Source organism: Orlajensenia flava (assembly GCF_004801905.1).
GTDB classification, from domain to species: Bacteria; Actinomycetota; Actinomycetes; order Actinomycetales; family Microbacteriaceae; genus Orlajensenia; species Orlajensenia flava.
Map to the genome: position 1 here is coordinate 174,065 of NZ_SSSN01000009.1, position 22,208 is coordinate 196,272.

The 22,208-nt window shown below is 70.3% G+C and carries 22 protein-coding genes and 1 pseudogene; 8 read left to right on the top strand and 15 right to left on the bottom strand.

Annotated features, from left to right (window positions below; translation table 11 throughout):
• Positions 1-264: 264 nt before the first annotated feature.
• Complete coding sequence (locus E6C70_RS12540) at positions 265-1,296, bottom strand: 3-hydroxyisobutyryl-CoA hydrolase (protein ID WP_136424879.1); 1,032 nt, start codon at positions 1,294-1,296, stop codon at positions 265-267.
• 160 nt (positions 1,297-1,456) lie between these two features.
• Here E6C70_RS12540 and E6C70_RS12545 point away from each other — a divergent pair.
• Positions 1,457-2,096: pseudogene (locus tag E6C70_RS12545) on the top strand (LysE family translocator).
• A gap of 150 nt (positions 2,097-2,246) precedes the next feature.
• On the opposite strand, the gene E6C70_RS12550 reads toward E6C70_RS12545, so the two are convergent.
• Positions 2,247-2,783: a YbhB/YbcL family Raf kinase inhibitor-like protein gene (locus E6C70_RS12550; RefSeq protein ID WP_136424880.1), complete on the bottom strand. Its 537-nt coding sequence runs from the start codon at positions 2,781-2,783 to the stop codon at positions 2,247-2,249.
• 214 nt (positions 2,784-2,997) lie between these two features.
• Here E6C70_RS12550 and trhO point away from each other — a divergent pair, with 214 nt between their 5' ends.
• The gene (trhO, locus tag E6C70_RS12555; RefSeq protein ID WP_136424881.1) at positions 2,998-3,894 is read left to right on the top strand and encodes an oxygen-dependent tRNA uridine(34) hydroxylase TrhO; all 897 of its coding nucleotides are present in this window, start codon (positions 2,998-3,000) and stop codon (positions 3,892-3,894) included.
• Here trhO and E6C70_RS12560 read toward each other — a convergent pair.
• Positions 3,884-5,317 (bottom strand): LssY C-terminal domain-containing protein, encoded by a 1,434-nt coding sequence (locus E6C70_RS12560; RefSeq protein WP_136424882.1) that lies wholly within the window; start codon positions 5,315-5,317, stop codon positions 3,884-3,886. The two genes, trhO and E6C70_RS12560, sit on opposite strands and share 11 nt — an antisense overlap.
• A 66-nt stretch (positions 5,318-5,383) precedes the next feature.
• Between E6C70_RS12560 and E6C70_RS12565 the strand changes: the two genes are divergently transcribed.
• Positions 5,384-6,592 (top strand): cysteine desulfurase-like protein, encoded by a 1,209-nt coding sequence (locus E6C70_RS12565; RefSeq protein ID WP_136424883.1) that lies wholly within the window; start codon positions 5,384-5,386, stop codon positions 6,590-6,592.
• A gap of 16 nt (positions 6,593-6,608) precedes the next feature.
• Here E6C70_RS12565 and E6C70_RS12570 read toward each other — a convergent pair whose 3' ends face one another.
• Positions 6,609-7,574 (bottom strand): MarR family transcriptional regulator, encoded by a 966-nt coding sequence (locus tag E6C70_RS12570; RefSeq protein ID WP_136424884.1) that lies wholly within the window; start codon positions 7,572-7,574, stop codon positions 6,609-6,611.
• Positions 7,575-7,605: 31 nt separating this feature from the next.
• On the bottom strand, positions 7,606-8,004 hold the full coding sequence (locus E6C70_RS12575) for a DUF7882 family protein (RefSeq protein ID WP_207670126.1): 399 nt from the start codon (positions 8,002-8,004) through the stop codon (positions 7,606-7,608).
• Positions 8,005-8,139: 135 nt separating this feature from the next.
• On the opposite strand from E6C70_RS12575, the gene E6C70_RS12580 reads away from it, so the two are divergent.
• Genes E6C70_RS12580 through E6C70_RS12600 form a run of 5 tightly spaced genes read left to right on the top strand, consistent with a single transcriptional unit; the run spans position 8,140 to position 12,635 of the window.
• Positions 8,140-9,192 (top strand): ATP-binding cassette domain-containing protein, encoded by a 1,053-nt coding sequence (locus E6C70_RS12580; RefSeq protein WP_136424885.1) that lies wholly within the window; start codon positions 8,140-8,142, stop codon positions 9,190-9,192.
• Positions 9,189-10,028, top strand: a complete 840-nt coding sequence (locus E6C70_RS12585) for an ABC transporter permease (protein ID WP_136424886.1) — start codon at positions 9,189-9,191, stop codon at positions 10,026-10,028. Before E6C70_RS12580 ends, E6C70_RS12585 begins: the two co-directional genes overlap by 4 nt.
• A 27-nt stretch (positions 10,029-10,055) precedes the next feature.
• The gene (locus E6C70_RS12590; protein ID WP_136424887.1) at positions 10,056-11,084 is read left to right on the top strand and encodes an MDR family oxidoreductase; all 1,029 of its coding nucleotides are present in this window, start codon (positions 10,056-10,058) and stop codon (positions 11,082-11,084) included.
• A 5-nt stretch (positions 11,085-11,089) separates the two neighbouring features.
• Positions 11,090-12,202 (top strand): winged helix DNA-binding domain-containing protein, encoded by a 1,113-nt coding sequence (locus E6C70_RS12595; protein WP_136424888.1) that lies wholly within the window; start codon positions 11,090-11,092, stop codon positions 12,200-12,202.
• A 43-nt stretch (positions 12,203-12,245) separates the two neighbouring features.
• Positions 12,246-12,635: a DUF1304 domain-containing protein gene (locus E6C70_RS12600; protein WP_136424889.1), complete on the top strand. Its 390-nt coding sequence runs from the start codon at positions 12,246-12,248 to the stop codon at positions 12,633-12,635.
• 28 nt (positions 12,636-12,663) lie between these two features.
• Here E6C70_RS12600 and E6C70_RS12605 read toward each other — a convergent pair whose 3' ends face one another.
• The 10 genes from E6C70_RS12605 to hemQ all read right to left on the bottom strand — a co-directional run bounded on the left by E6C70_RS12605 (position 12,664) and on the right by hemQ (position 22,187).
• Positions 12,664-12,990, bottom strand: coding sequence for a DUF4190 domain-containing protein (locus E6C70_RS12605; RefSeq protein ID WP_136424890.1), 327 nt, complete (start codon positions 12,988-12,990; stop codon positions 12,664-12,666).
• A complete protein-coding gene (locus E6C70_RS12610) occupies positions 12,987-13,355 on the bottom strand; it encodes a hypothetical protein (RefSeq protein ID WP_136424891.1) in 369 nt (122 codons plus the stop codon). Before E6C70_RS12610 ends, E6C70_RS12605 begins: the two co-directional genes overlap by 4 nt.
• An 83-nt stretch (positions 13,356-13,438) precedes the next feature.
• A complete protein-coding gene (locus E6C70_RS12615; RefSeq protein WP_136424892.1) occupies positions 13,439-14,614 on the bottom strand; it encodes an alcohol dehydrogenase catalytic domain-containing protein in 1,176 nt (391 codons plus the stop codon).
• A gap of 105 nt (positions 14,615-14,719) precedes the next feature.
• The gene (locus E6C70_RS12620; RefSeq protein ID WP_136424893.1) at positions 14,720-15,592 is read right to left on the bottom strand and encodes a Rieske (2Fe-2S) protein; all 873 of its coding nucleotides are present in this window, start codon (positions 15,590-15,592) and stop codon (positions 14,720-14,722) included.
• A 99-nt stretch (positions 15,593-15,691) separates the two neighbouring features.
• Positions 15,692-17,014, bottom strand: coding sequence for a glutamate-1-semialdehyde 2,1-aminomutase (hemL, locus tag E6C70_RS12625; protein WP_136424894.1), 1,323 nt, complete (start codon positions 17,012-17,014; stop codon positions 15,692-15,694).
• Positions 17,011-18,009: a porphobilinogen synthase gene (gene hemB / locus E6C70_RS12630; RefSeq protein ID WP_268895963.1), complete on the bottom strand. Its 999-nt coding sequence runs from the start codon at positions 18,007-18,009 to the stop codon at positions 17,011-17,013. Before hemB ends, hemL begins: the two co-directional genes overlap by 4 nt.
• Positions 18,010-18,413: 404 nt before the next feature.
• Positions 18,414-19,196, bottom strand: coding sequence for a uroporphyrinogen-III synthase (locus tag E6C70_RS12635; RefSeq protein WP_136424995.1), 783 nt, complete (start codon positions 19,194-19,196; stop codon positions 18,414-18,416).
• 5 nt (positions 19,197-19,201) lie between these two features.
• Positions 19,202-20,233, bottom strand: a complete 1,032-nt coding sequence (hemC, locus tag E6C70_RS12640; protein ID WP_136424895.1) for a hydroxymethylbilane synthase — start codon at positions 20,231-20,233, stop codon at positions 19,202-19,204.
• The gene (locus E6C70_RS12645) at positions 20,176-21,432 is read right to left on the bottom strand and encodes a ferrochelatase (protein ID WP_136424896.1); all 1,257 of its coding nucleotides are present in this window, start codon (positions 21,430-21,432) and stop codon (positions 20,176-20,178) included. The genes hemC and E6C70_RS12645 overlap by 58 nt, the downstream gene beginning before the upstream one ends.
• Positions 21,432-22,187 (bottom strand): hydrogen peroxide-dependent heme synthase, encoded by a 756-nt coding sequence (gene hemQ, locus E6C70_RS12650; protein WP_136424897.1) that lies wholly within the window; start codon positions 22,185-22,187, stop codon positions 21,432-21,434. Before hemQ ends, E6C70_RS12645 begins: the two co-directional genes overlap by 1 nt.
• Positions 22,188-22,208 lie beyond the last annotated feature (21 nt).

Here is a 22,208-nt window from a genome sequence, read left to right on the forward strand (position 1 = left end):
CCTGAGCCCTCCGCCCGCGGGCGGGAGCGGCTCGACCCGCTCGCGCCCGCATCCGTGCGCGCGGTCGTGGGCTGGGCACTCGTTGCTCATCGGTTGGGCACTCGTTGTCGCCCGAAGCGCCCGGCGCGCGCACCTACTGCCCAACGGTTGGTCGGACGGCCAGACGGGCCTCATCGGCTGGGCACTTGTTGTTGCCCGAAGCGCCCTGCGCGCGCATCTACTGCCCAACGTTGGTCGGCCGGACCGGCGAGGGGCGTTCGCGGGTCAGAACACCGAGTCCGGCAGCTCGTTGCCGAGGGCGAGCTCGGCGGCATCCGGAATGAGCGGCATCCACTGCGGGGCACGGTCCTTGTCGATGACCTGCGCGCGGATGCCCTCCCGCAGGTCGGGTTGCTCGATGAGCCACGCGGAGGTGCGGTACTCCAGCTCCAGCGCGGCCTCGAGGCTGCCGGATGCGCGAGCCGCCCGCACCCCGGCGAGCGTGACGGCGAGCGCGGTCGGCGACAGCGCGGCGAGTTCGTCCGCTGCGGCATGCGCCTGCTCGTCGTCGCGTCCGCGGAGGCGGTCGATGATCTCGGGCACGGTGTCGGCCGAGTAGCACGCGTCGATCCACGCTCGGTCGGCTGCCAGCCGCGACACCGGCGGCGTCTCGTCGAACAACAGCACCACCTCGGCGGCCGAGCCCGGGTCGGCCCGTTCGGCGAGCGCCTCGCGGAGGTGGGGCATCCGCTCGTCGTCGACGAGGTAGTCGGCGAATCCCGCCTCGATGGCGTCCGCGGCTGACATGGTCACCGCATTCAGCCCCAGATACTCACCGAGCCGGCCGGGCGCGCGGCCCAGCAGCCAGGTTCCGCCGACGTCGGGGGCGAATCCGATGCGGGTCTCGGGCATGGCCAGTCTCGAGCTGTCGGTGACCACACGGATGGACGCGTGCCCGGCGACGCCGATGCCGCCCCCCATCGTGATGCCGGTCATCAGCGCGACGACGGGCTTCGGGTAGCGGGCGATGAGCGCGTTGAGGCGGTACTCGTCGCGGAAGAACACGCGCGAATCGACGTTGCGGCCCGCGCTCGCGTTCTCCCACAGGGCACGGATGTCGCCGCCCGCACAGAACCCTCGGTCGCCCGCGCCGTCGAGGACGACGAGCGAGACCTCGCTGTGCGAGCGCCACTCCTGGAGGGTCTCCGTGATGAGCGTGATCATGCCGTAGGTCAGCGCGTTGATGGCGCGTGGTCGGTTGAGCGTGATGCGTCCGACGCCGTCGGCGACGTCAGTGAGGATCTCGGCATCGGTCATGCCTGCCACGCTAGCCGCTGCGCCGGGAGCGGTCGTGACGGCGGGATGGATGTGGTCGCGCTGCTCGGACGGACGCTCGCGCCCGCCGCGGCGGCAGCATCCGTCCGTCGGAGCAGCGCAATCCCACCACCGGGCGGACGGGCGCGTCTACGATTCAGGGATGGTGCCTGCATCGAACCTGCTCGCGTTCGCACTGGCGTCGGTCGTGCTCATCGCCATCCCCGGTCCCAGCGTGCTGTTCACGATCGGCCGCGCCCTCGCACTCGGACGTGTCGGCGGTCTGCTGAGCGTGCTGGGCAATGCCATCGGGATGCTGCCCCTCGTGGCTGCGGTGGCTCTTCGGACTCGGCGCGATCATCGCCGAATCGGTCGTCGTGTTCACCGTCGTCAAACTGGCCGGAGCCGCCTACCTCGTCTGTCTCGGGGTGCAGGCCATTCGCCATCGGGCGGATGCGGCCACGACCGCAACGACCGACGTCGCCCCGCGATCGCACCGGCGGCTGGTGGGCGAGGGCATCATCGTCGGCGCGACGAACCCCAAGACGATCGCCTTCTTCGTCGCGGTGCTGCCGCAGTTCGTCGACTACCGTGCGGGCGCGGTCGCCCTGCAACTGGCCGAACTCGGAGCGATCTTCGTCGTGCTGGCGCTGTGCTGCGACAGCATCTGGGCACTCGCGGCGGGCAGCGCGCGGGACTGGTTCGCCCGCTCACCCCGACGCATCTCGCGCCTCTCGGCCACGGGCGGCGTCATGATGATCGGCCTCGGCGGAGTCCTCGCGTTCAGCGGCAACAAGCACTGACCTGGGGCCGGATTGCGCTCACTGAGATCGTGCTGCTCAGACGGACGGATGCGCCCGCCGAGGCGTCAGCATCCGTCCGTCTGACCAGCACGAGCGGGACCGAGCGCGCATCGCGAGCGAGTGAACACGCCGCGGTCAACCGCCGGCAGGTCAGTCCGACGTGGCGGTGGGCACCAGGATGCCGCGCGCGATCGAGTGGAAGTGTGCGTTGAACCCCAGGACGGCGGGCGTCGCATCCGCCGGGATGTCGAGCGTCTCGACGTCGAGCGCGTTGACGACGATGAAGTAGCGGTGCACGCCGGTGCCGGGAGGCGGAGCGGCGCCGGCGAACGAGGTCAGTCGCATCTCGTTAGGGAGCGTCACAGCTCCGGCCGGCAGCGCCGTCGACCCGGGCGTACCGGCCCCGGTCGGCAGGGAGGTGACGGATGCGGGGATGTTGAACACCGCCCAGTGCCAGAAGCCGGACCCCGTCGGCGCATCCGGATCGTAGACGGAGACCGCGAAGCTCTTCGTCTCCGGTGGTGCGCCACTCCACGACAACTGGGGCGAGATGTCGCTGCCGCCCGAGTCGGCACCCCAGTACTGCTTGTCGAGCGGCTCGCCATCCGTCACGTCATCGCTTGTGACGGTGAGCGGCGGGATGTCTCGGAGGGTGGCGAGTTCTGCATACGGATCGTGATCGAACATGTTCTCAACGCAAGCACCCCGCCCGCGCCCGGACAACCCCCTTGCCCGGCCCGCCGCATCCGTTACGGGGTCTTGCTGCTGCGACGGACGGATGCGGGTGCCTCGGCGGCCGCAGCTGTCCGAACGAGCAGCGCGAGGAGGCACTGCGGCCGGGCACGTCGGCCGGGCACGGCGGCCGGGCACGGCATCAGGCGCCGTCGGCGAGAATGGACGGATGCCCGTGCCCAAGATCCTGCTGTACTACGCGTTCACACCGCTCGCCGACCCCGACGCCGTGCGACTGTGGCAGCGGGACCTCGGCGAGTCGCTCGGGTTGCGCGGACGCATCATCGTCTCGAAGGACGGCATCAACGCCACGGTCGGCGGCGAGCTTCGCGCGGTCAAGCGCTACCTGCGGAGGACGCGCGACTACCCGGCCTTCGCCCGCATCGACGTGAAGTGGAGTGAGGGGTCGGGCCTCGACGAGAGCGGACGGAGCATCGACTTCCCGAAGCTCAGCGTGAAGGTGCGCGACGAGATCGTGTCGTTCGGCGCGCCCGACGAACTGCGGGTCGACGCCGGCGGCGTGATCGGCGGCGGCACCCACCTGGCACCCGCCGAGCTCGACGCTCTCGTGGCCGAGCGCGGTGACGACGTGGTGTTCTTCGACGGGCGCAACGCGTTCGAGGCGCAGATCGGGCGGTTCCGCGACGCTGTCGTTCCCGATGTCGCCACCACACGCGACTTCGTGGCCGAACTCGACAGCGGCCGGTACGACCACCTCAAGGACAAGCCCGTCGTCACCTACTGCACGGGCGGCATCCGGTGCGAGGTGCTGTCGAGCCTGATGGTCAGCCGCGGCTTCGGCGAGGTGTACCAGCTCGAGGGCGGCATCGTCCGCTACGGCGAGGCGCGCGGCGACGACGGCCTGTGGGAGGGCTCGCTCTACGTGTTCGACCGGCGCGGTTCACTCGACTTCAGCGATCACGCCGCGGTCATCGGATCGTGCGCCGTGTGCGGCGAACCGTCGAAGCGGATGCAGAGCTGCGCCGAGCCGTCCTGCCGCGAACAACTGGTCGTCTGCGAGCGGCACGCGGGAGAAGCGTTCTGCCGGGAGCACCTCAGCGCGTGAGCGGTGCCGGTCGGTTCTTCCGCCTCGAGTAGGCGCGCGCGGAACGGCTCGAGAGCGCCAGCAGGATGAGGATGTCGATCGAGAGGGTGAGGAGTGTCGTCTTCACGGTGATCTGCTGGCCGCCGGAGAAGAAGTCGGTCGCGGCCACGATGATCCCCATCGTCGACACGAGGAGCACGAGGATGCGCGCCCAGTTGACGCCGCGGTAGACGAACAGCACGACGCTGAGTTGCACGAGCATGCCGAGCACGCCGAGCACCGCGATGATCCACAGCGACACGTTGGCCGAGGCGACGTCGACGTCGTCGGTGCCGATCGAATCGTTCACGGCCTTCTGCCAGTTGACGGCGAGGTCGACCAGCCAGACGCCCCCGGCCAGGACGCGAATGACCAGTAGCACGACGCCCATCGTGATGGTCGACGGACGGACGCGGACCACCTCGCCGCTCGCGCGATCGGCCAGGTCGAGTGGGTTCTCGTACGAGTTGCGCTTGGCGCCGGGGATCGCGGCATCCGCTCGAGCCGCGCGCTGCTCCGCGACGACCGCTCGATCGGCGCGGGCCGCGAGGAACTCGCGATCGGCGCGTCGATCGGATCGCACGTCGAGGATGGGCAGATCGCCGTCCGTGGTGATGGAGTCGCCGCCGCCGTTGCGTGAGTGATAGCCGGTCGAGAAGTCGCGGATGACGTCGACACGCGCAGATGGCACCGCCTCGCGCACGGTCGCGATGATGTGGTCGCGCTCGACATCCGTGTCCGCATCGATCTTGTGCGTGATCTGCATGGTGAAGAGCGAGAAGCCCACCGCGCGGTCGAACGTGCCGGCCGCCAGCCACTCGACGCGTCGGCCGCCGGGCAGCAGCCAGTCGTCGGGACACCGCCAGAAGCGCACGTGGTGTCGTTTGGCCGGGTTGCCCGCGACCTCCTGCTGGTAGGCGAAGTCCTGCTTGCGGCTGAACAGGAACAGCGGGCTGACGGGAGCCTCGTCGTAGCTGCGTCGGGAGAGGGTGGAGCCGATGATGCGCAGGCTCGACGCGACAGTGACGTCGTCGGCTCGCGTCCACCCGGCGGCCACCATGGCGGCGTTCACCTCCTCCTCGGAGCCGAGGAGGGCGAGATTGACCGGGTCACCCAGCAAGCCGTCACTCGTGCGGGCCCGCCCGATGAAGTAGTCGGGCACGTAGATGGTGGTGAGGATGCGGTGGACTCGAGGCAGCAGAAGGTAGGCCAGCAGCACCCAGAATGCGACGAAATAGACCACGGATGACCAGCGCCACTGGAAGCTCTCGTTGAACACGATGGTGGCGAGCCAGATGGCGGCCAGAGCGGCGAAGACGAAGAAGAATCCATCGAGGAAGGCCGTGAACGACCGACGCGGGCGCGTCACCGCGTCCGTCGTGCCCACCACCTGCGTCGCGGCCATGTCCACATGCTAACGCGGGCCGATCCCGCATCCCCGACCGCAGACGGGCGCCCGTAGGCTCGGGGAATGGCCTACGACGTCGATCGCATCCGTTCGCAGTTTCCCGCTCTCGCCGACGGGGTGGCCCACTTCGAGGGTCCGGGCGGCACGCAGACCCCCGCATCCGTCGGTGAAGCCATCGCACGCACGCTGAGTGCACCCCTGTCGAATCGCGGCGTCGTAGGTGCATCGGAACGCACCGCGGATGCCGTCGTCGCCGCGTTCCGTTCGGCGTTCGCCGACCTGCTCGGTGCGCAGTCACGTGGCATCGTCCTCGGCCGCAGTGCGACCCAGCTGGTCTATGACTTCGCCCACCACCTCGCGCGCGACTGGGCGCCCGGTGACGAGATCGTCGTGACGCGGCTCGACCACGACTCCAACATCCGGCCGTGGGTGCAGGCGGCTGAGCGGGCCGGGGCGACGGTGCGATGGGTCGACTTCGACGCGGCAACGGGAGAGTTGCTGACGGATGCCGTCGCGTCCGCACTCGGCGAGCGCACCCGGCTGGTGGCCGTCACGGCCGCCTCCAACCTCATCGGCACCATTCCCGATGTGCGAGCGATCGCCGACGCCGCCCATGCCCACGGCGCCCTCGTCTGGGTGGACGGCGTGCACTACGCCGCGCACGAGCTGCCCGACCTGGGCGAGTTCGGCGCCGACTTCCTGGTCTGTTCCCCCTACAAGTTCCTCGGCCCGCACTGCGGCGTGCTCGCGGCGGCCCCCGAGGTGCTCGAGAGCGTCCACCCCGACAAGCTGCTGCCGTCGACGAATGCCGTGCCCGAGCGCTTCGAGTTCGGCACGCTGCCGTACGAGATCATGGCGGGCGCGACGGAGGCCGTCGACGTGCTGGCCGGCCTCGACGACGCGGCGGACGGGACGCGTCGCGAGCGCCTGACCGCCTCGTTCCACGCGCTGCACGAGCATGAGGCCGAGCTGCTCGAGCTGCTCGAGCGCGGCATCCGCTCGCTCCCGGGCGCAACGGTCTTCTCACGTGCCGCTCGTCGCACTCCGACGCTGCTGGTCACGTTCGAGTCGGTTCCTGCGGCGGAGCTGTATCGATCGCTCGTCGAGCGCGCCATCCTGGCGCCGTCCGGCAACTTCTACGCGCTCGAGGCCAGCCGACTGCTCGGGCTGGGCGACACGGGTGGCCTGCGACTCGGGCTGGCTCCCTACACGACCTCCGAGGAGATCGACCGCGTGCTCGCGGCGCTGGCGGAGCTGCTCGCCGAGCGCTGAAGGTCTCGACCGCGGCTCAGCGATCCGCGCCGACGAGGGCGATGGCGTCGGTGATGTCGGCGAGGAAGCGCTCGACGACGACCGCGGCGTGCTCGTCGAGCGCGCCGGGCACGGCGATCATGCGCCCGTGCATGGTGCCGAGGGTCGCTCGCACCTCGGTGTCGGCGGCCGGCGTGGGAATGATCGCCACGCTGCGGCGATCGGACGGATGCGGCTCGCGGATGACGTGCCCCGAAGCACTCAGCCGGTCGAGCATCGCCGTGACCGACGACGACTTCATCGCGAGCTCGGATGCCAGGTCGGCCGCATTGATGCAGGTTCCCTGGCGCTGGCCCTTCAGCAGGTAGCGCAGGGCGTGCAGGTCGTTGTCGCCCATGCGCATGGAGTCCCTCGTGCGCTGGCGCATCCGCTGCTCGCTGGCGCGGTACTCGCGCAGGCCGCTGAGCACGGCGGTGGCCGCGTCGTCGTCGGCTCCGAACCAGAACCGATCAGGCATCGGCGTCACCCCGTCGTCGAGGGCCGCGCGCATGTCGTGCAGGAAGCGGACGACGATGGCGGCGTCGTTCCGATCGAGCTCCGCCGCCCGTCGCGCCACCCCGCTTCGGAGGTCGACGAGGTGCTCATGGATGCCGGGATCCTCCGGCTCCCGCGGGACGAGGATCATGGAGCGGCGGTCGTGGGGCGCCCGGCGCCTCCGGAGGTAGCCGGCACGCGAGAGCCGGTCGAGCATCACGGTGACCGAGGGCCGGGTGAGTCCGAGGTGTTCGGCGAGCTCGGCCGGCGTGACCTGGCGCCCCGCGCGATCCTGTTGGAGGAGGTAGCGCATCGCGGAGAGGTCGTTGTCACCCAGCCCGGTGGAGGTGCGCGCACGCTCGCGCATCGCCAACTCCGCATCGCGGTAACGGCGCAGCGCCTCCAACACCAGACGGGCCCGGGTCTGACGGTCCTGATACCAGTAGGAGGCGTCCTCCTGTGCTGTCATGAGGGTGCCTCGTCGCCGGACGGTCGGCTGGTCACACGGAGTATACGGCCGAGGTGCGCACGTACGGGGCCGACGCGGGGCGCGGGGCACGAGCCGCGGTCTCGCTCTTCGCGTGAGCGTGGGGTGCGTCGTCCGCGGGGACGTCCTTCGGCTCCTCTCCCAGCACCAGGCCCGCAGGGCGGCGGCTGCCGTCGATGAGCTCGGACACCCAGTGCCGGTTGAGGACGTGGTTTCCGTCGTCGTGGAAGGAGAAGCGGATAGGGATGCCCGTGTCGACCCAGACCGATTGCCGAAGGCCCGTGCTGGCGTCCGTCCACCCGAGGATGAACGACTCGCGGCGCCGCAGTTGCATGCCGATCACGGTCTGCAGGTGCGCCAGGACGCGATCGTCGAAGCGGTAATCCTCGGTGCCGTAGCTCATGACGCCCATCTGCAGTCCTTCCGTGAAACTGATACCTAGTTAGTCTAACTAGCTTTTTTGATGAATGCCAGCGTCCACCGTGCGGCTGCTGACCGCCCGCGCGACCGAGCGCTATGGTGGGGCCATCGACGAAGGGGGATCCTCATGCCGACCGGCCTCCCGATCGAGTTCTCCGCGGTGTCGAAGACCTTCGGCCCCGTCACTGCCGTCGACGACCTCTCGTTCTCGGTGGAACCGGGTCGCGTGACGGGCTTCCTGGGCCCCAATGGTGCCGGAAAGACGACGAGCCTGCGCATCCTGCTCGGTCTCGTCACGGCATCGAGCGGCACGGCGACCATCGGCGGCACCCCGTACCACCGGCTGCCCAGCCCGCTGACGACAGTCGGGGCCGCGCTCGAGGCCGCGAGCTTCCACCCCGGTCGTACCGCCCGCAATCACCTGCGGGTCTACGCGACGGCCGCGGGAATCGACATCGCTCGGGTCGGCGTCGTGCTCGACCGGGTGGGCCTCTCCGAATACGCGGGACGCCGTGTCGGCGGTTTCTCGCTCGGCATGCGGCAACGGCTGGGCTTGGCCTACACGCTGCTCGGCGACCCCGGCGTCCTCGTGCTCGACGAGCCCATCAACGGCCTCGACCCCGAGGGCATCAAGTGGATCCGCGGCTTCCTCCGCGAACTCGCCGGCGAAGGGCGCACCGTCCTGGTCAGCTCGCACCTGCTCAGCGAGGTGCAGCAGTCGGTCGACGAGGTCGTCATCATCGCCAAGGGACGGCTGGTGCACCGGGGCGATCTGTCGACCCTCGACACGGATGTCGCGCCTCGCGTCGTCGTCGACTCGCCCGACCGCGCCCGGCTCGCCGACGCGTTGAGGGCGGAGGGGCTCGAGTTCAGCGATGGTCGTACCGGCCTGCTCGTCTCCAGCCCCGACCCCGCGCGCATCGGTCACATCGCGTTCATGAACTCGCTCGAGCTGTCCGCCCTGTTCCGCCAGCGCGCGGGGCTGGAGGAGTCCTTCCTAACCCTGGTCGGCGGCGGGGAACTCGCCGACCATGACGAGCACCCGGCCGCCCCCGACCACGCCGAGATTCCGGAACCGACGCTGGACGCCGGCCGCACCGGGGCCGCGGAACCCGCCCCCGACCCGGATCCAGCACCCGACCCCGCGACAGCACCCGACGCCGAGGGGGACGACCGATGAGCACGCTGCTGCGAGCGATCGGCTCCGAGTTCCTCAAGCTGCTCACCACGCGGATGTGGTGGGTGCTCGCGCTCGTCATGACGGGCTACGTGGCGATCGCCGCCGGCGGGCTCGGGGCCGCGTTCGGCTACCTCTCCGAGCATCCGGATGCCGCCCGCTCCAATGGACCCGGCGCAGGAGGCGGGGTGCCGACGGGCTCCGGGCTCGAAGTGCTCATCTACGGCTTCGCCACCACCGTCGGCTACGTGTTCCCCGTGCTCCTCGGCGCCCTCGCTGCCACCGGGGAGTTTCGCCACGCCACCCTGACTCCCACCTTCCTGGCGACTCCGCGGCGCGGCCTCGTGCTGCTCGCCAAGGTCAAGGTGCTGGTCGTCTTCGGCGCCGTCTTCGGGGTGATCGCCTGGGCCGCCACGATCGCCGCCGGCGCCGCGACGCTCGGCGCAGCCGGCCTGCCGACCGGACTCGACAGCTCGGACACGTGGGCGCTCGCCGGGCGCGGCATCCTCGCGATGGCGCTGTGGGCCTCCATCGGCGTCGGCCTGGGAACGCTCGTCACCAGCCAGGTCGCCACCATCGTGATCGTGCTGGCCTTCACGCAGTTCGTCGAGCCGTTGCTGCGCCTCGCCGCCGGCTTCATCCCCGCGACCGCCGACATCGCCCGCTTCCTGCCGGGGGCGGCCAGCGACGCTCTCGTGGGCGCAAGCTTCTTCACCATCAACGGCTCTACTCAAGCCGACGCGTTGGACTGGTGGGCCGGCGGTCTCGTGCTGCTCGGCTACGCCGTCGTGCTCACCGTGCTCGGCTACCTCGTGAGCTGGCGTCGCGACGTCTCCTGAGTGGGCGGTGCTCGCTACGCTGACGGAATGAGCGAGACGTTCCGTGCCATCGTCGTCGACCGGGACACGGATGCGAACGGGCGAACATCCCTGTCGTCCTCCCTCCGCGAGATCGGCCCCGATTACCTCTCCTCAGGCCCTGCGGCGGCCGAGGACGGCGTCACGATCGACGTGGAGTACTCGAGCCTGAACTTCAAGGACGGGCTGGTGGTCGCTGGCCGGCCGGGCGTGACGCGCGCCTATCCGATCGTCGCCGGCATCGACCTCGTCGGCATCGTTTCGGCCAGCACCGATTCCCGCTGGGCGTTGGGCGAACGGGTCGTGCTCAACGGTGCCGGCCTCAGTGAGACGCGCCACGGGGGTTATGCCGAGAGGGCGATCGTCGACAGCGGCTCGCTCGTGCGCGTGCCCGACGGTATCACCGCCCGTCAGGCGGCGGCCGTCGGAACGGCGGGGTTCACCGCGATGCTCTCGGTGCTCGCCCTCGAGCGCCACGGGCTGGTCCCGGGCGCCGGCGAGGTGCTCGTCACCGGTTCGTCCGGGGGCGTCGGCTCCGTGGCGATCGCACTCCTCGCCCGGCTCGGTCACACGGTTGTGGCGGCCAGCGGACGCGCGGACGAGAACGAGAGCTACCTGCGCGAGCTCGGCGCCGCATCCGTCATCGACCGCTCCGAGTTCGCCGAGCCGGGCAAGCCGCTGCAGTCCCAGCGCTGGGCCGGCGCCGTCGACTCGGTCGGCGGCGTCCCCTTGGCGAACGTGCTGGCCCAGCTCGCTTACGGGGCGGCGGCCACCTCGTGCGGACTCGCCGCATCCGCCGACCTGCCGACCACGGTGATGCCCTTCATCCTCCGCGGCGTCGCGTTGCTCGGCATCAACTCCGTCGATGCGCCCGTCGAGCTGCGGCAGCAGGCGTGGCGGCGGCTCTCGAGCGACCTCGACCTCGACCTGCTCGACGGCATGACCGAGGAGATCGGCCTCGGCGAGGTGCGGGATGCCGCCGACCGCATCCTGGCCGGCGCGACCCGCGGGCGTACCGTCGTCGACGTGAGGCGGTGACGGGGATGGAGCCGCGCGAGGCGCGCACTCGGCGCCTGGACGGGCTCCGGCTGTGGGCGCCCGAAGCAGCAACCCCGACCGAGGTGGTGCACCGGCTCGTCGCCGTGCAGGGTCAGGAGCATCCGTACGCCCTCTGGTCGGTAGCGCAACGGATCGAACACGACTCGCGCCCGACCGCAGCCGACATGGCGGTCGCCTACGACCTCGGCGACGTGCTGCGCACTCACGTCATGCGCCCGACCTGGCACCTGGTCGCGCCCGCCGACGCTCGTTGGCTGCTCACGCTCACCAACGGGCGCGTCCGTCGATTCAACGCCCCCATCTTCACGCGAGAGAACATCGACGATGCGCTCATCAGCCGTGCGATCGACCTCTTCGCCCGCGAGGTCGACCGCGGTCGGCATCGCACTCGCGATCAGCTGCGCAGCGCGCTGGGCGACGCCGGGATCCACCTCTCGAGCCTGGGGTTCACCTGCGTCCTCATGGCGGCCGAGCTCGAGCGCGTGCTCATCAGCGGCGCGAGCGACGGCAAGCAACGCACGCATGCAGCCTTCGACGAGCGCGTACCGCCGGGATTCGTGGGCGGAGCCTCGTCGTTCGACCGCGAAAGCGCCTTGGCCGAGCTCGCCGGGCGATACTTCGCCACCCGTGGGCCGGCCTCTGTCGCCGACCTGGCAGCGTGGAGCGGGCTGACCATCGGCGACGGCCGACGGGGCATCGCTCTCGCGCTCGAGCGCGCCCCGGGTTCGCTCGAACCGGTCGAGCTGGACGGCCAGGAGTGCTGGCTCGCCCCCGCGGAGCTGTCCCGCGCGCCGCGCTCACCTCGCGTCGACCTGGTGCAGGCGTTCGATGAGTACGTCATGTCGTACAGCCGCACGCGCGCGCACATCTTCCCCGACGGCTTCACTCCACCGACCACGCCAACGACCAACATGCACTGGATGCTGACGGATGGCGTGATCTCCGGGTCGTGGAAGCACGAGCTGCGCAGCTCCGACGCCCGGCTGCAGCTACGGGCGATCACTCCCCTCGACGACGCGACCGCCGCCGCCCTGCGTGTGGCGGTCGCCGACTACAGTCGCTACCTCGGCCTCCCCATCGAGCTGCTGCTGCAGTGAGTGCGGCATCCGTCGTCTCCTGCGTGCGTGGCAGGATGAGCGCATGATCATCGCCGGCTCGATCTTCGTCGCCCTTGCCGCCCTGCTGCACGTCTACATCTTTCTGATGGAGAGCCTGTGGTGGACCCGGCCGAGCACGTGGAAGCGCTTCGGCGTCGCCGACCAGGCCGCCGCCGACACCACCCGGCCGATGGCGTACAACCAGGGCTTCTACAACCTGTTCCTCGGCGTCGGGGCGGTGATCGGCCTCGTGCTCTACGCCACCGGCGCTCACGCGGCCGGCTGCGCACTCGTGCTGTTCAGCACGGGGTGCATGGTGCTCGCCGCGGCAGTGCTGACGACCACGGGGCGCAGCTATCTGCGACCGGCGCTCATTCAGGGCACGCTTCCGCTGGTCGGCTTCGTGCTCTTCGCGATCGGCTGCGCGCTGTAGTCATCCTGCCGACCGCGGGGCGACGTGTTCAGCGACCGACGACGGATGCCGCTGTCCCGATCAGCGCGATGCCGATCACCGCGCCGATGAGGATCTCGAGGACGGCGACCACGATGCCGGCCACGGCGAACCCGTTGCTGCGTCCGGCCTTCCTCGACTGCGAATAGGCCACGATGCTGACGATCAGGCCGACGACGTTGAGGAAGAAGGCGAGTACCAGCCCGACGATTCCGAGCGTGCGGCCCGGGTAGTCGGCGTCGGTGGGCTCGAGCGGCTCGGCGTCGAAGCCGTTGAGACGCTCGGAGTTGCCGCGGTCGTCGGGGCCCTGTCCGGGCATCTCGCTGAATCCCGTCATGAGGCTGCCACATCCGTTTCATTGATCTTGAGCGAGCCGATCAGTTCGACCGCCTGGGGGGTGCTGACGATCACGCGCGAGAACTCGCCGTCCGCGATGTCGATGATGACCGTCTGCCTCTTGTTCTTGACGACGAGGAAGTCCTTGCCGCCATGGAACTTCCATGTCCCGACGGCGAGCGTCAGCGGCACGAACGCGCCGGGCGCGCGGATGCCGCGGATCCAGATCCACGGGTCGTCCGTGATGGCCACCGAGCGGATGTCGTCACGCGGCACGACGATGTCGTCGCGTCGCAGCGAGAGCACCTTCTCGGCGGACGAGAGGTGGATCTCGAGCCGGTCGGAGTGCACGCGCAGTGAGGCCATGGTCCCATCCTGCCGTGTCCACCCCTCGGGCGTCGACAGGCCCGGCGCGCGCCGCTCAGCACGCCCGACGACGGCCGGTCGGGTCAGGGCTGGAGGACCACCTTGATGCAGCCGTCGTCCTTATTCTTGAAGGTCTCGTACATCACGGGAGCCTCATCGAGGCCGACCCGATGGGTCACGAGATCCTCGGTGCCGAGCGGATCGGACGGATCCTCGACGATCGGCAGCAGCTCGTCGCGCCAGTGGTGCACGTTGCACTGGCCCATCCGCATCGAGAGCTGCTTGTCGAACATCGTCATGAAGGGCATCGGGTCGGCAGCGCCCGCGTAGACCCCGCTGAGCGAGACCGTGCCACCGCGCCGCACGGCTTCGATGGCCAGCATCATCGCGGCGAGGCGGTCGGCGCCGGCCGTCTGCATGATCGGCTTGGCCAGCCCGTCGGGCAGCAGACCGACCGCCTTCTGCACGAAGGACGTCCCGGGGTTGCCGTGGGCCTCCATGCCGACCGCATCGACGACGGAATCGGGGCCGCGGCCATCCGTACCATCGCGCAAGGCATCGAGCACGTCATCCGTCAGGTCGAGCGTCTCGACGCCGTACCTCTCGGCCATCGCGCGGCGCTCGGGCACCGGATCGACGGCGATGACGCGGAAGCCGAGGTAGCGCCCGATGCGGGAGGCGAACTGTCCGACGGGACCCAGCCCGAGGACCCCCAACGTGCCGCCAGCGGGGACTTCGGCGTAGCGGACGCCCTGCCACGCGGTGGGGAGGATGTCACTGAGGAAGAGGTACCGGTCGTCTGGCAGCTCGGTTCCCACCCGGTAGGCGTTGAAGTCGGCGCGCCGCACCCGCAGGTACTCGGCTTGGCCGCCGGGGACGGACCCGTACAGTTCGGTGTACCCGTAGAGATCGGCGCCCGTGCCCGAGCCTCGGTTCTGGGTCGTCTCGCACTGCGTGGTGAGGCCGCGGGAACACATGTAGCAGTGCCCGCAGGCGATGACGAACGGGACGACGACGCGATCGCCGACGGCGAGGTCGGTCACAGCCGATCCGATCTCTTCGACGATGCCCATCGGCTCGTGGCCGAGGATGTCGCCCGCCGACAGGAACGGCCCGAGGACGTCGTACAGATGCAGGTCCGATCCGCAGATGGCGGTGGAGGTCACCCGGATCACCGCGTCCGTGTCATCCTCGATGCGCGCATCGGGCACATCTTCAACCGATACCTTCTTCGTTCCCTGCCAGGTGAGTGCTCTCATACCTCTGGTCTACGCGTGTTCGGTCTCGGAGTCGACGGGCTTGACGCGGGTGACATCGCCCCGGCCATGTCACGCGTGACTCCCGCGGAAGAGAATGCGCGCCTCTCAGCCGGCTCCGGGCAGGCACACCTCGACGAGTCCGTCGACGACGCGAGTGTCGAAGCGGGGTTGGGGCGCGGTCGCCGGACCGTGCACCACCTCGCCCGTCGCCAACAGGAATCGACTCTCGTGCCACGGGCACTCGATGCACGCGTCGGCGCCGGTCCCGACCAGGCGTCCCTCCGACAGCGGTCCCGAGAGGTGGCTGCACACGTCGGAGAGCACCTCGACTCCGTCGCCGCTCCGCACGACCAGCAACGGCTGACCACTCACCTCCACGTGCGTCGGCTGGTCGACGACGAGCGCGTCCAACTCGACGAGTCGCTGCCATCCCTCCGGGAAGAGGTGCGGGACGTGTTCGGTGTGGTTGGCGCCAGAGGCCTGACGGAAGCTGAGGTGGCCTCCGACGAACGCGGACCCGGAGACGACGGCGAGGCCGAGCAACGCCAGCAGCTTCCCGCGGCCGGTGCCCGGGGTGCGACGGAGGAAGGAGGCGAGATAGAGGCCGGAGGCCGCCACGTTCGCCGCCGAGTGCAGCAGGCCGACGCGCTTCTGCTGCTCGTGGAGCTCGGCCCAATCCGTGAAGCCGGTGAGGCTGGCCGGCAGCGTACCGACCAGTCCTGCGGCGACGAGGAGACGTGCCGAGCGCTCCGTGCCGGGTACGAGGTCGAGCAGGCTCGCGCTGATCCAGGAGCCGAGCGGCAGCAGAACCACGGCAGGGTGCAGCGGGTGGCCGATCGGTACTCCGTGCAGCACGTCCCGCACGGCACGAGGCCGCACCACCGCGTTGACGCTCCCGACGATCCGGTCGATGAGGGGGTCGAGCGCCGCGACGCCCTCGACACGGGACAGCAATCCGACGATTCGAAGTTCTCTCACCGTCGAATCACATCACCTCGGCGACCCGATCGCGCAGATCGGCGTGAGGCTGGACATCGGGCCTTCGCTGTGCTGGGGGCTTCGTTCGCCGGGGTCCGGTCAGGCCGGGGGCTGCGCGGATGCCGCCGCGCGCGCGGCTGCGGGAAGCGCCTCCGCGATGCGGCCGATGACGTCCTCGTCGTGGGCGGCCGTCACGAACCAGGCCTCGAACACCGACGGAGGCAGCGAGACCCCCGCGTCGAGCATCGCGTGGAAGAACGCCGGATAGCGCCAGGCCTCCTGGGCGAGGACGGTGTCGTAGTCGCGGATGGGCCCGTCGAACGATCCGAACGCGACGCTGAACAGGTTGCCCGCGCGTTGCACGGAGTGAGCGACGCCGGCCGCCGTCAGGGCATCCGTCACGGCCTCCGACACGGACGCGGCTGCCGCATCCAGCCGGGCGTACAGGGCGTCATCGGCCAGGCGCAGTGTCGTGAGGCCGGCAGCCACGGCGACGGGGTTGCCCGAGAGCGTGCCGGCCTGGTAGACCGGCCCGAGCGGCGCGAGGTGGTCCATCACGTCGGCACGGCCGCCGAGCGCCGCGACCGGCATCCCCCCGCCGATGACCTTGCCGAAGGTGAACAGGTCGGGGGCGTACGGATGCTCGGGCCCTCGTACCTGGTCGAGTCTCCAGTAGCCCGCCCGCGAGACACGGAAGCCCGTGAGCACCTCGTCGAGGATGACGAGCGCGCCGTAGGCGTGGGCGAGTTCGACGAGGGCCGCGTTGAAGCCGGCATCCGGCTCCACGACGCCCATGTTGGCGGCGACGGCCTCGGTGATGACGGCGGCGATGTTGGAGCCGTGCTCGGCGAACGCGGCCCGCACGGCGTCGAGGTCGTTGTAGGGAAGCACGAGTGTCTGGGCCGCTGTGGCCTTCGTGACCCCGGCGGATGCGGGCAGCGCGAGGGTGGCCAGGCCCGACCCGGCTGCGGCGAGGAGCCCGTCGGAGTGCCCGTGGTAGTGGCCGGCGAACTTGACCAGCAGGTCGCGTCCCGTGAATCCGCGCGCGAGGCGGATGGCCGTCATGGTCGCCTCGGTGCCGGTGGAGAGCAGCCGAACCTTCTCGACGGGTGCGACCCGCTCCTCGACGAGTTCGGCCAGTTCGGTCTCGGCGGGCGTCGACGCGCCAAAGGAGAGACCTCGAGCAGCCGCCTGTTGGACGGCGTCCACGACGACGGGGTGCGCGTGCCCGAGGATCGCCGGACCCCAGCTCGCGACCAGGTCGACGTACTCGCGACCGTCGGCATCCGTCACGTACGCGCCATTCGCCGACGTGATGAAGAGCGGCGAGCCTCCCACCGAGCGGAACGCACGCACGGGCGAGTTGACGCCGCCCGGGATCGCGGCCTGCGCGCGAGCGAACAGGTCGTCGTTGAGGCTCACGCCACGACTCCCTCGGTGATCCAGTCGGCGAGTTCGACCGCCCAGTAGGTGAGCACCGCATCCGCCCCCGCACGACGGATGCCGATGACGCTCTCGTGGATGGCGCGCTGCCGGTCGATCCAGCCGTTCGCGGCGGCGGCCTCGATCATGGCGTACTCCCCCGAGACCTGGTAGGCCCACACCGGCACGTCACTGGCCGCCGCGACGTCGGCGAGCACGTCGAGGTAATTGCCGGCTGGCTTGACCATGACGATGTCGGCGCCCTCCTCGATGTCGATCATGGCCTCGCGCACGCCCTCGCGGCGATTGCCCGGATCGAGCTGGTAGCTGCGTCGATCGCCCTGCAGAGTGGAGGCGACGGCCTCGCGGAACGGGCCGTAGTAGGCCGAGGCGTACTTGGCGGAGTAGGCGAGGATGGCGGTGTCGAGGAAGCCGGCGTCGTCGAGGGCCTCGCGCACGGAGGCGACCTGGCCGTCCATCATGCCCGACAGCCCGAGCAACTGCGATCCGTGTCCGGCCTGGACGAGAGCCATGTCGCGGTAGCGCTCGAGTGTGGCGTCGTTGTCGACCCGCCCGTCGGGGTCGAGCACGCCGCAGTGCCCGTGATCGGTGAACTCATCGAGGCACAGGTCGGTCTGCACGACGAGCGCGTCCCCCACCTCGTGGTGGACGATCCGGGTGGCCTGGTTGAGGATGCCGTGCGGGTCGGTCGCGCCCGAGCCGATGGCGTCGCGCACCTCGGGCACGCCGAACAGCATCACGCCTCCGACGCCGGACTCTGCGGCATCCGTCACCGCCCTCCGCACACTGTCGAGCGTGTGCTGGACGACCCCGGGCATGCTCGCGATAGGCGCCGGTTCGCTGATGCCCTCCCGCACGAAGATCGGCAGCACCAGCTGGGACGGGTTCACGTGCGTCTCGGCGACGGCCCGTCTCATGGCGGCGTTGGACCGGAGTCGACGCGGACGGACGCGCGGAAGGATCGGATCGCTCACCGCACAAGCCTACGTCGCGCCCGCCGCCCCTCCGCCGCGGTGCCATAACGCGCATCCCGACGAGCAGCGGTGCCATAACGCGCATAAGCCAAGGTGAGCGGCTCCGATAACGAGAGTGCCCACAGAGCAGAAGTGCCATAACGCGCATCAGCCGGGGTTCAGCGGCGTGACGACGCGGGCGCCCTTGGAGCAGAAGTGCCATAACGCGCATCCCGTCGCCGAACGGTGCCATAACGCGCATCCCGCGGAGGCGAGCGGCAAGACGACGAGGTCGCCCGCCGAGCAGACGTGCCATAACGCGCATCCCGTCGACGAACGGTGCCATAACGCGCATCTGGCACAACGGGCGTGTACGAAACCCGGGCAGCGCACAGGCGCCGGCGGCCGAGGCAGCGCACCAAGGCTCAGGCGCTGGCGGCCGCCTCGCGCACGAGCGCGTCGATGAGCGACTCCGCGGTGCGGTCGTCGGCGATCGCATCGACCCGCAGCGCGTGCTCGCGGGCGTCCTTGGCGGTCTGCGGCCCGATGCACACGACGAGCGTGTGGTCGGGCAGCGGACCGAGCTGGAGCTGCACCTGTTCTGCAACGCTTCCCGAGGTGACGAGCACGGCGTGCACGCGACCGGATGCCACATCGGCGCGCACCTGGTCGGACACGGGGACGCCGACGGTCCGGTACGCCACCACCGATCGCACCTCGTGCCCGACGCGCTTGAGGCCCTCGGTCAGCAGCGGCTTCGCGATCTCCGAGCGCAGGGTCAGGACGCGCAACGGCACGACGCCGTCGGTCGCGGCCGACCACTCCTCGAGCAGCCCTCGAGCGGAGTTGTCCTCGTGGGGCACGATGTCGACGCGGTATCCGGCTGCGGTCAGCGCTGCCGCCGTGGTCTCGCCGACGGCGGCGACGCGCGTGGTGGCCGGGATCGTGGCGCGATGCGACGAGAGCACGTCGACCGTGGTCGCGCTCGTCACGGTCACCCAGTCGAACGACCCGGCCGCGAGGTCCTCCAACGCGGCGACCAGCGCCTCGACGTCATCGGTCTGGGCGAAGTTGATCATCGGGGCGACGACGGGAGAGGCCCCCTTGGCGCGCAGGTTGGCTGCGACGCTGTCGCCCCACGGACCGCCGCGCGGCACGAGCACACGCCAGCCTTCGAGAGGCTTGGGAGCTCGGGTGGCTCGATCGATCACGGTCAGTCCTTCATGCTCCGCAGCGGAGCGAGGTCGGCGGCACCGTTGCCGAGCAGTTCAGCGACGACTCTACTCGCCACGTCGCGCGCGGCTTCCGCCAGGTGCTTCGCTCCACGCGAGTCGGGGGTCGCGGCGTGCGACGCGGTGATGCGCGCGGTGCCGTCAGGAGCGTAGACCGTCGCTGTCAGGAACAGCAACTCGCTGTCGAGGACGGCGGATGCGGCGACGGGCGCAGCACATCCGGCTTCGAGGCCGGCGAGAACGAGCCGCTCGGCATCCACCGCAGCAGCCGACGCGGCGTGATCGACGGCCTGCAGCCCCTGTTCCAACTCGCGGGAGGGGCGGATGTCGACCACCTCGAGCGCGAGCGCCCCCTGACCGGGCGCGGTCGGCCAGTCGCCGAGCTCGAGCAACTGGGTGATGGCGTCCGATCGGCCGAGCCGACCGAGACCGGCCGCGGCGAGCAGCACGGCGTCGAGCCGTCTGTCGTCGTCGATGCCCGCATCCGTCCCGCCGACCCGTGCCAGTCGGGTGTCGATGTTGCCGCGGATGTCGACGATCGTGAGGTCGGGCCGAGCGGCCCGCAGCTGCGCCATCCGTCGAGGGGAACCGGTGCCCACCCGGGCCCCGGAGGGAAGTGTGTCGATCGTGAGGCCGTCCCGTGCGCACAGGGCATCACGCGCATCCGCGCGCTTCGGCACGGCGCCGATGCGCAGGCCCGGGTGCGCAACCGTCGGCAGGTCTTTGAGGGAGTGGACGATGACGTCGCACTCGCCGGCGAGGAGGGCGTCGCGCAGGGCGGACGCGAACACGCCCGTGCCGCCCAACGAGGAGAGCGAGTCGGATGAGGTGTCGCCGTGAGTGGTGATGGGGACGAGCTCGACCTCGGCCTGCGCGGCCGACCCCAGTCTCGCCGCGACCTGCTGGGTCTGCGCCAGGGCGAGGGCGCTGGCACGGGTTCCGACGCGAATGACGGTCACGGCGCGATTCCGGAGAGGGCCGGCTGGAACCCGCGACGCACGTTCTGGCAGCATCCGGGTCGGCAGACGTCGTACCAGGGGCCGTATTCCGTCACGGCGGGCCGGTCGGATGCGGGCGTACCGGTGACGCGCTCCATCACCAGGTCGACGAGGCCGGAGACGAAGGCGGGATGGGTGCCGGGCGTTGGCACCCGCACGGCCTGCAGCCCGTGCTCCGCGCTGGTCTCCATCGCTTCGTTGTCGAGGTCCCAGAGCACCTCCATGTGGTCGCTCATGAAGCCCAGCGGCACGATGACGACGGCCTTGATGCCCCGCGCGGGCAGGAGGGCGATGGCGTCGTTGACGTCGGGCTCGAGCCACGGTTGCGTCGCCGGGCCGCTGCGCGACTGGTACACCAGCTGCCAGGTGTACGTGTCGTCCCAATCGGCGGTCGCGTCCCGCATGACCACCTCGGCGACCGCAGCGTGCTGGGCCGCGTAGGCTCCGCCCCCGCCGAAGCCCCGGTCGGCGTCGAGCTCGTCGGCGGACACCGCCGGGCCCGAGCGCAGCGCATCCGTCGTCGGAATGGAGTGGGTGGCGAACAGCACCTCGACCTCGCCGGGCCCGTAACCGGCGCGCTCGTAAGCGGCCAGCGCATCGCGGACGCCCTCGACGAACGGCTGCACGAATCCCGGGTGGTCGAAGAACTGGCGCACCTTGTCGATCTCGATCACGCCGCCGAGTCCGGTGTCCTGCAATGCGTCGGCCAGATCCTCGCGGTACTGCCGGCAGCTGGAGTACGAGCTGTACGCGCTCGTCGCGAGGGTGAGGAGTCGGCGGAATCCGCGCCCCTCGGCCTCGACGAGCGCGTCGTTGAGGTAGGGGTCCCAGTTGCGGTTACCCCACAGCACGGGGAGGTCGACCCCGCGGGCGGCGAGTTCGGCCTCGAGTGCCGCGCGCAGATCGCGGTTCTGTTGGTTGATGGGGCTGATGCCGCCGAAGTGGCGATAGTGGTGGGCTACCTCCTCGAGACGCTCGTCGGGGATGCCGCGGCCACCGGTCACGTTGCGCAGGAAGGGGATGACGTCGTCCTGTCCCTCCGGCCCGCCGAAACCGGCCAGCAGGATGGCGTCGTAGGCGACCGGCTGCTCCACATGCGCCGGGCCGGACTGGGCGGCAGGCGTCGCGCCCGGAACGCGAGCCCCGGATGCGCAGAACGCGTCCGTGGCGGGCGCCGGCTTGCGGCCGGCGGTTCCGAGGTTGTGCGCGGCCACTACTGCAGCACCTCGACGAGTTCTGCCGTGGTGATGCGACGCCCCGTGTAGAACGGAACCTCCTCGCGCACGTGGCGCCGGGCATCCGTCGCGCGCAGTTCGCGCATCATGTCGACCAGGTCGGTGAGCTCGTCGGCCTCCATCGGCAGCAGCCATTCGTAGTCGCCGAGGGCGAACGAGGAGACGGTGTTGGCGACGACCCCGCGGAAGGCCGCACCCTTGCGGCCGTGCTCCGCCAGCATGCGCCCGCGCTCCTCCGGGGGCAGCAGGTACCACTCGAAGCTGCGGACGAAGGGGTAGACCGTCATCCAGTTCTTGGCCTCGACGCCCCGAAGGAACCCGGGAACGTGCGCCTTGTTGAACTCGGCGTCGCGGTGAACGCCCATCGCGTTCCACGTGGGCAGCAACGACTTGATGAGGCGTGCCCGGCGGAGTTCGCGGTGAGCCCACTGCAGGGTCTCGGCGTCGTCGGCGTGGGTCCAGATCATGACGTCGGCGTCCGCGCGCAGACCGGAGACGTCGTAAAAACCACGGACGGTCACGCCCTCGCTCTCGATGAGACGGATGGTGTCGTCGAGTTCTGCCACGATCTTGGGCACGTCGTGGCCGTCGAAGTCGTCGGGGACGGCGGGGTCACGGCGGAGGACGGCGAACAGCGTGAAACCCTCGGGTCCGACCTCGGGGCGCGCATCCGCCTCCGACTGGGAAGGGTTCGGCACGACGTCGTCCGCCTCGTCATCAGCGAGGTGAGTCATGCGTCCAGTCTCTCTCGGTTT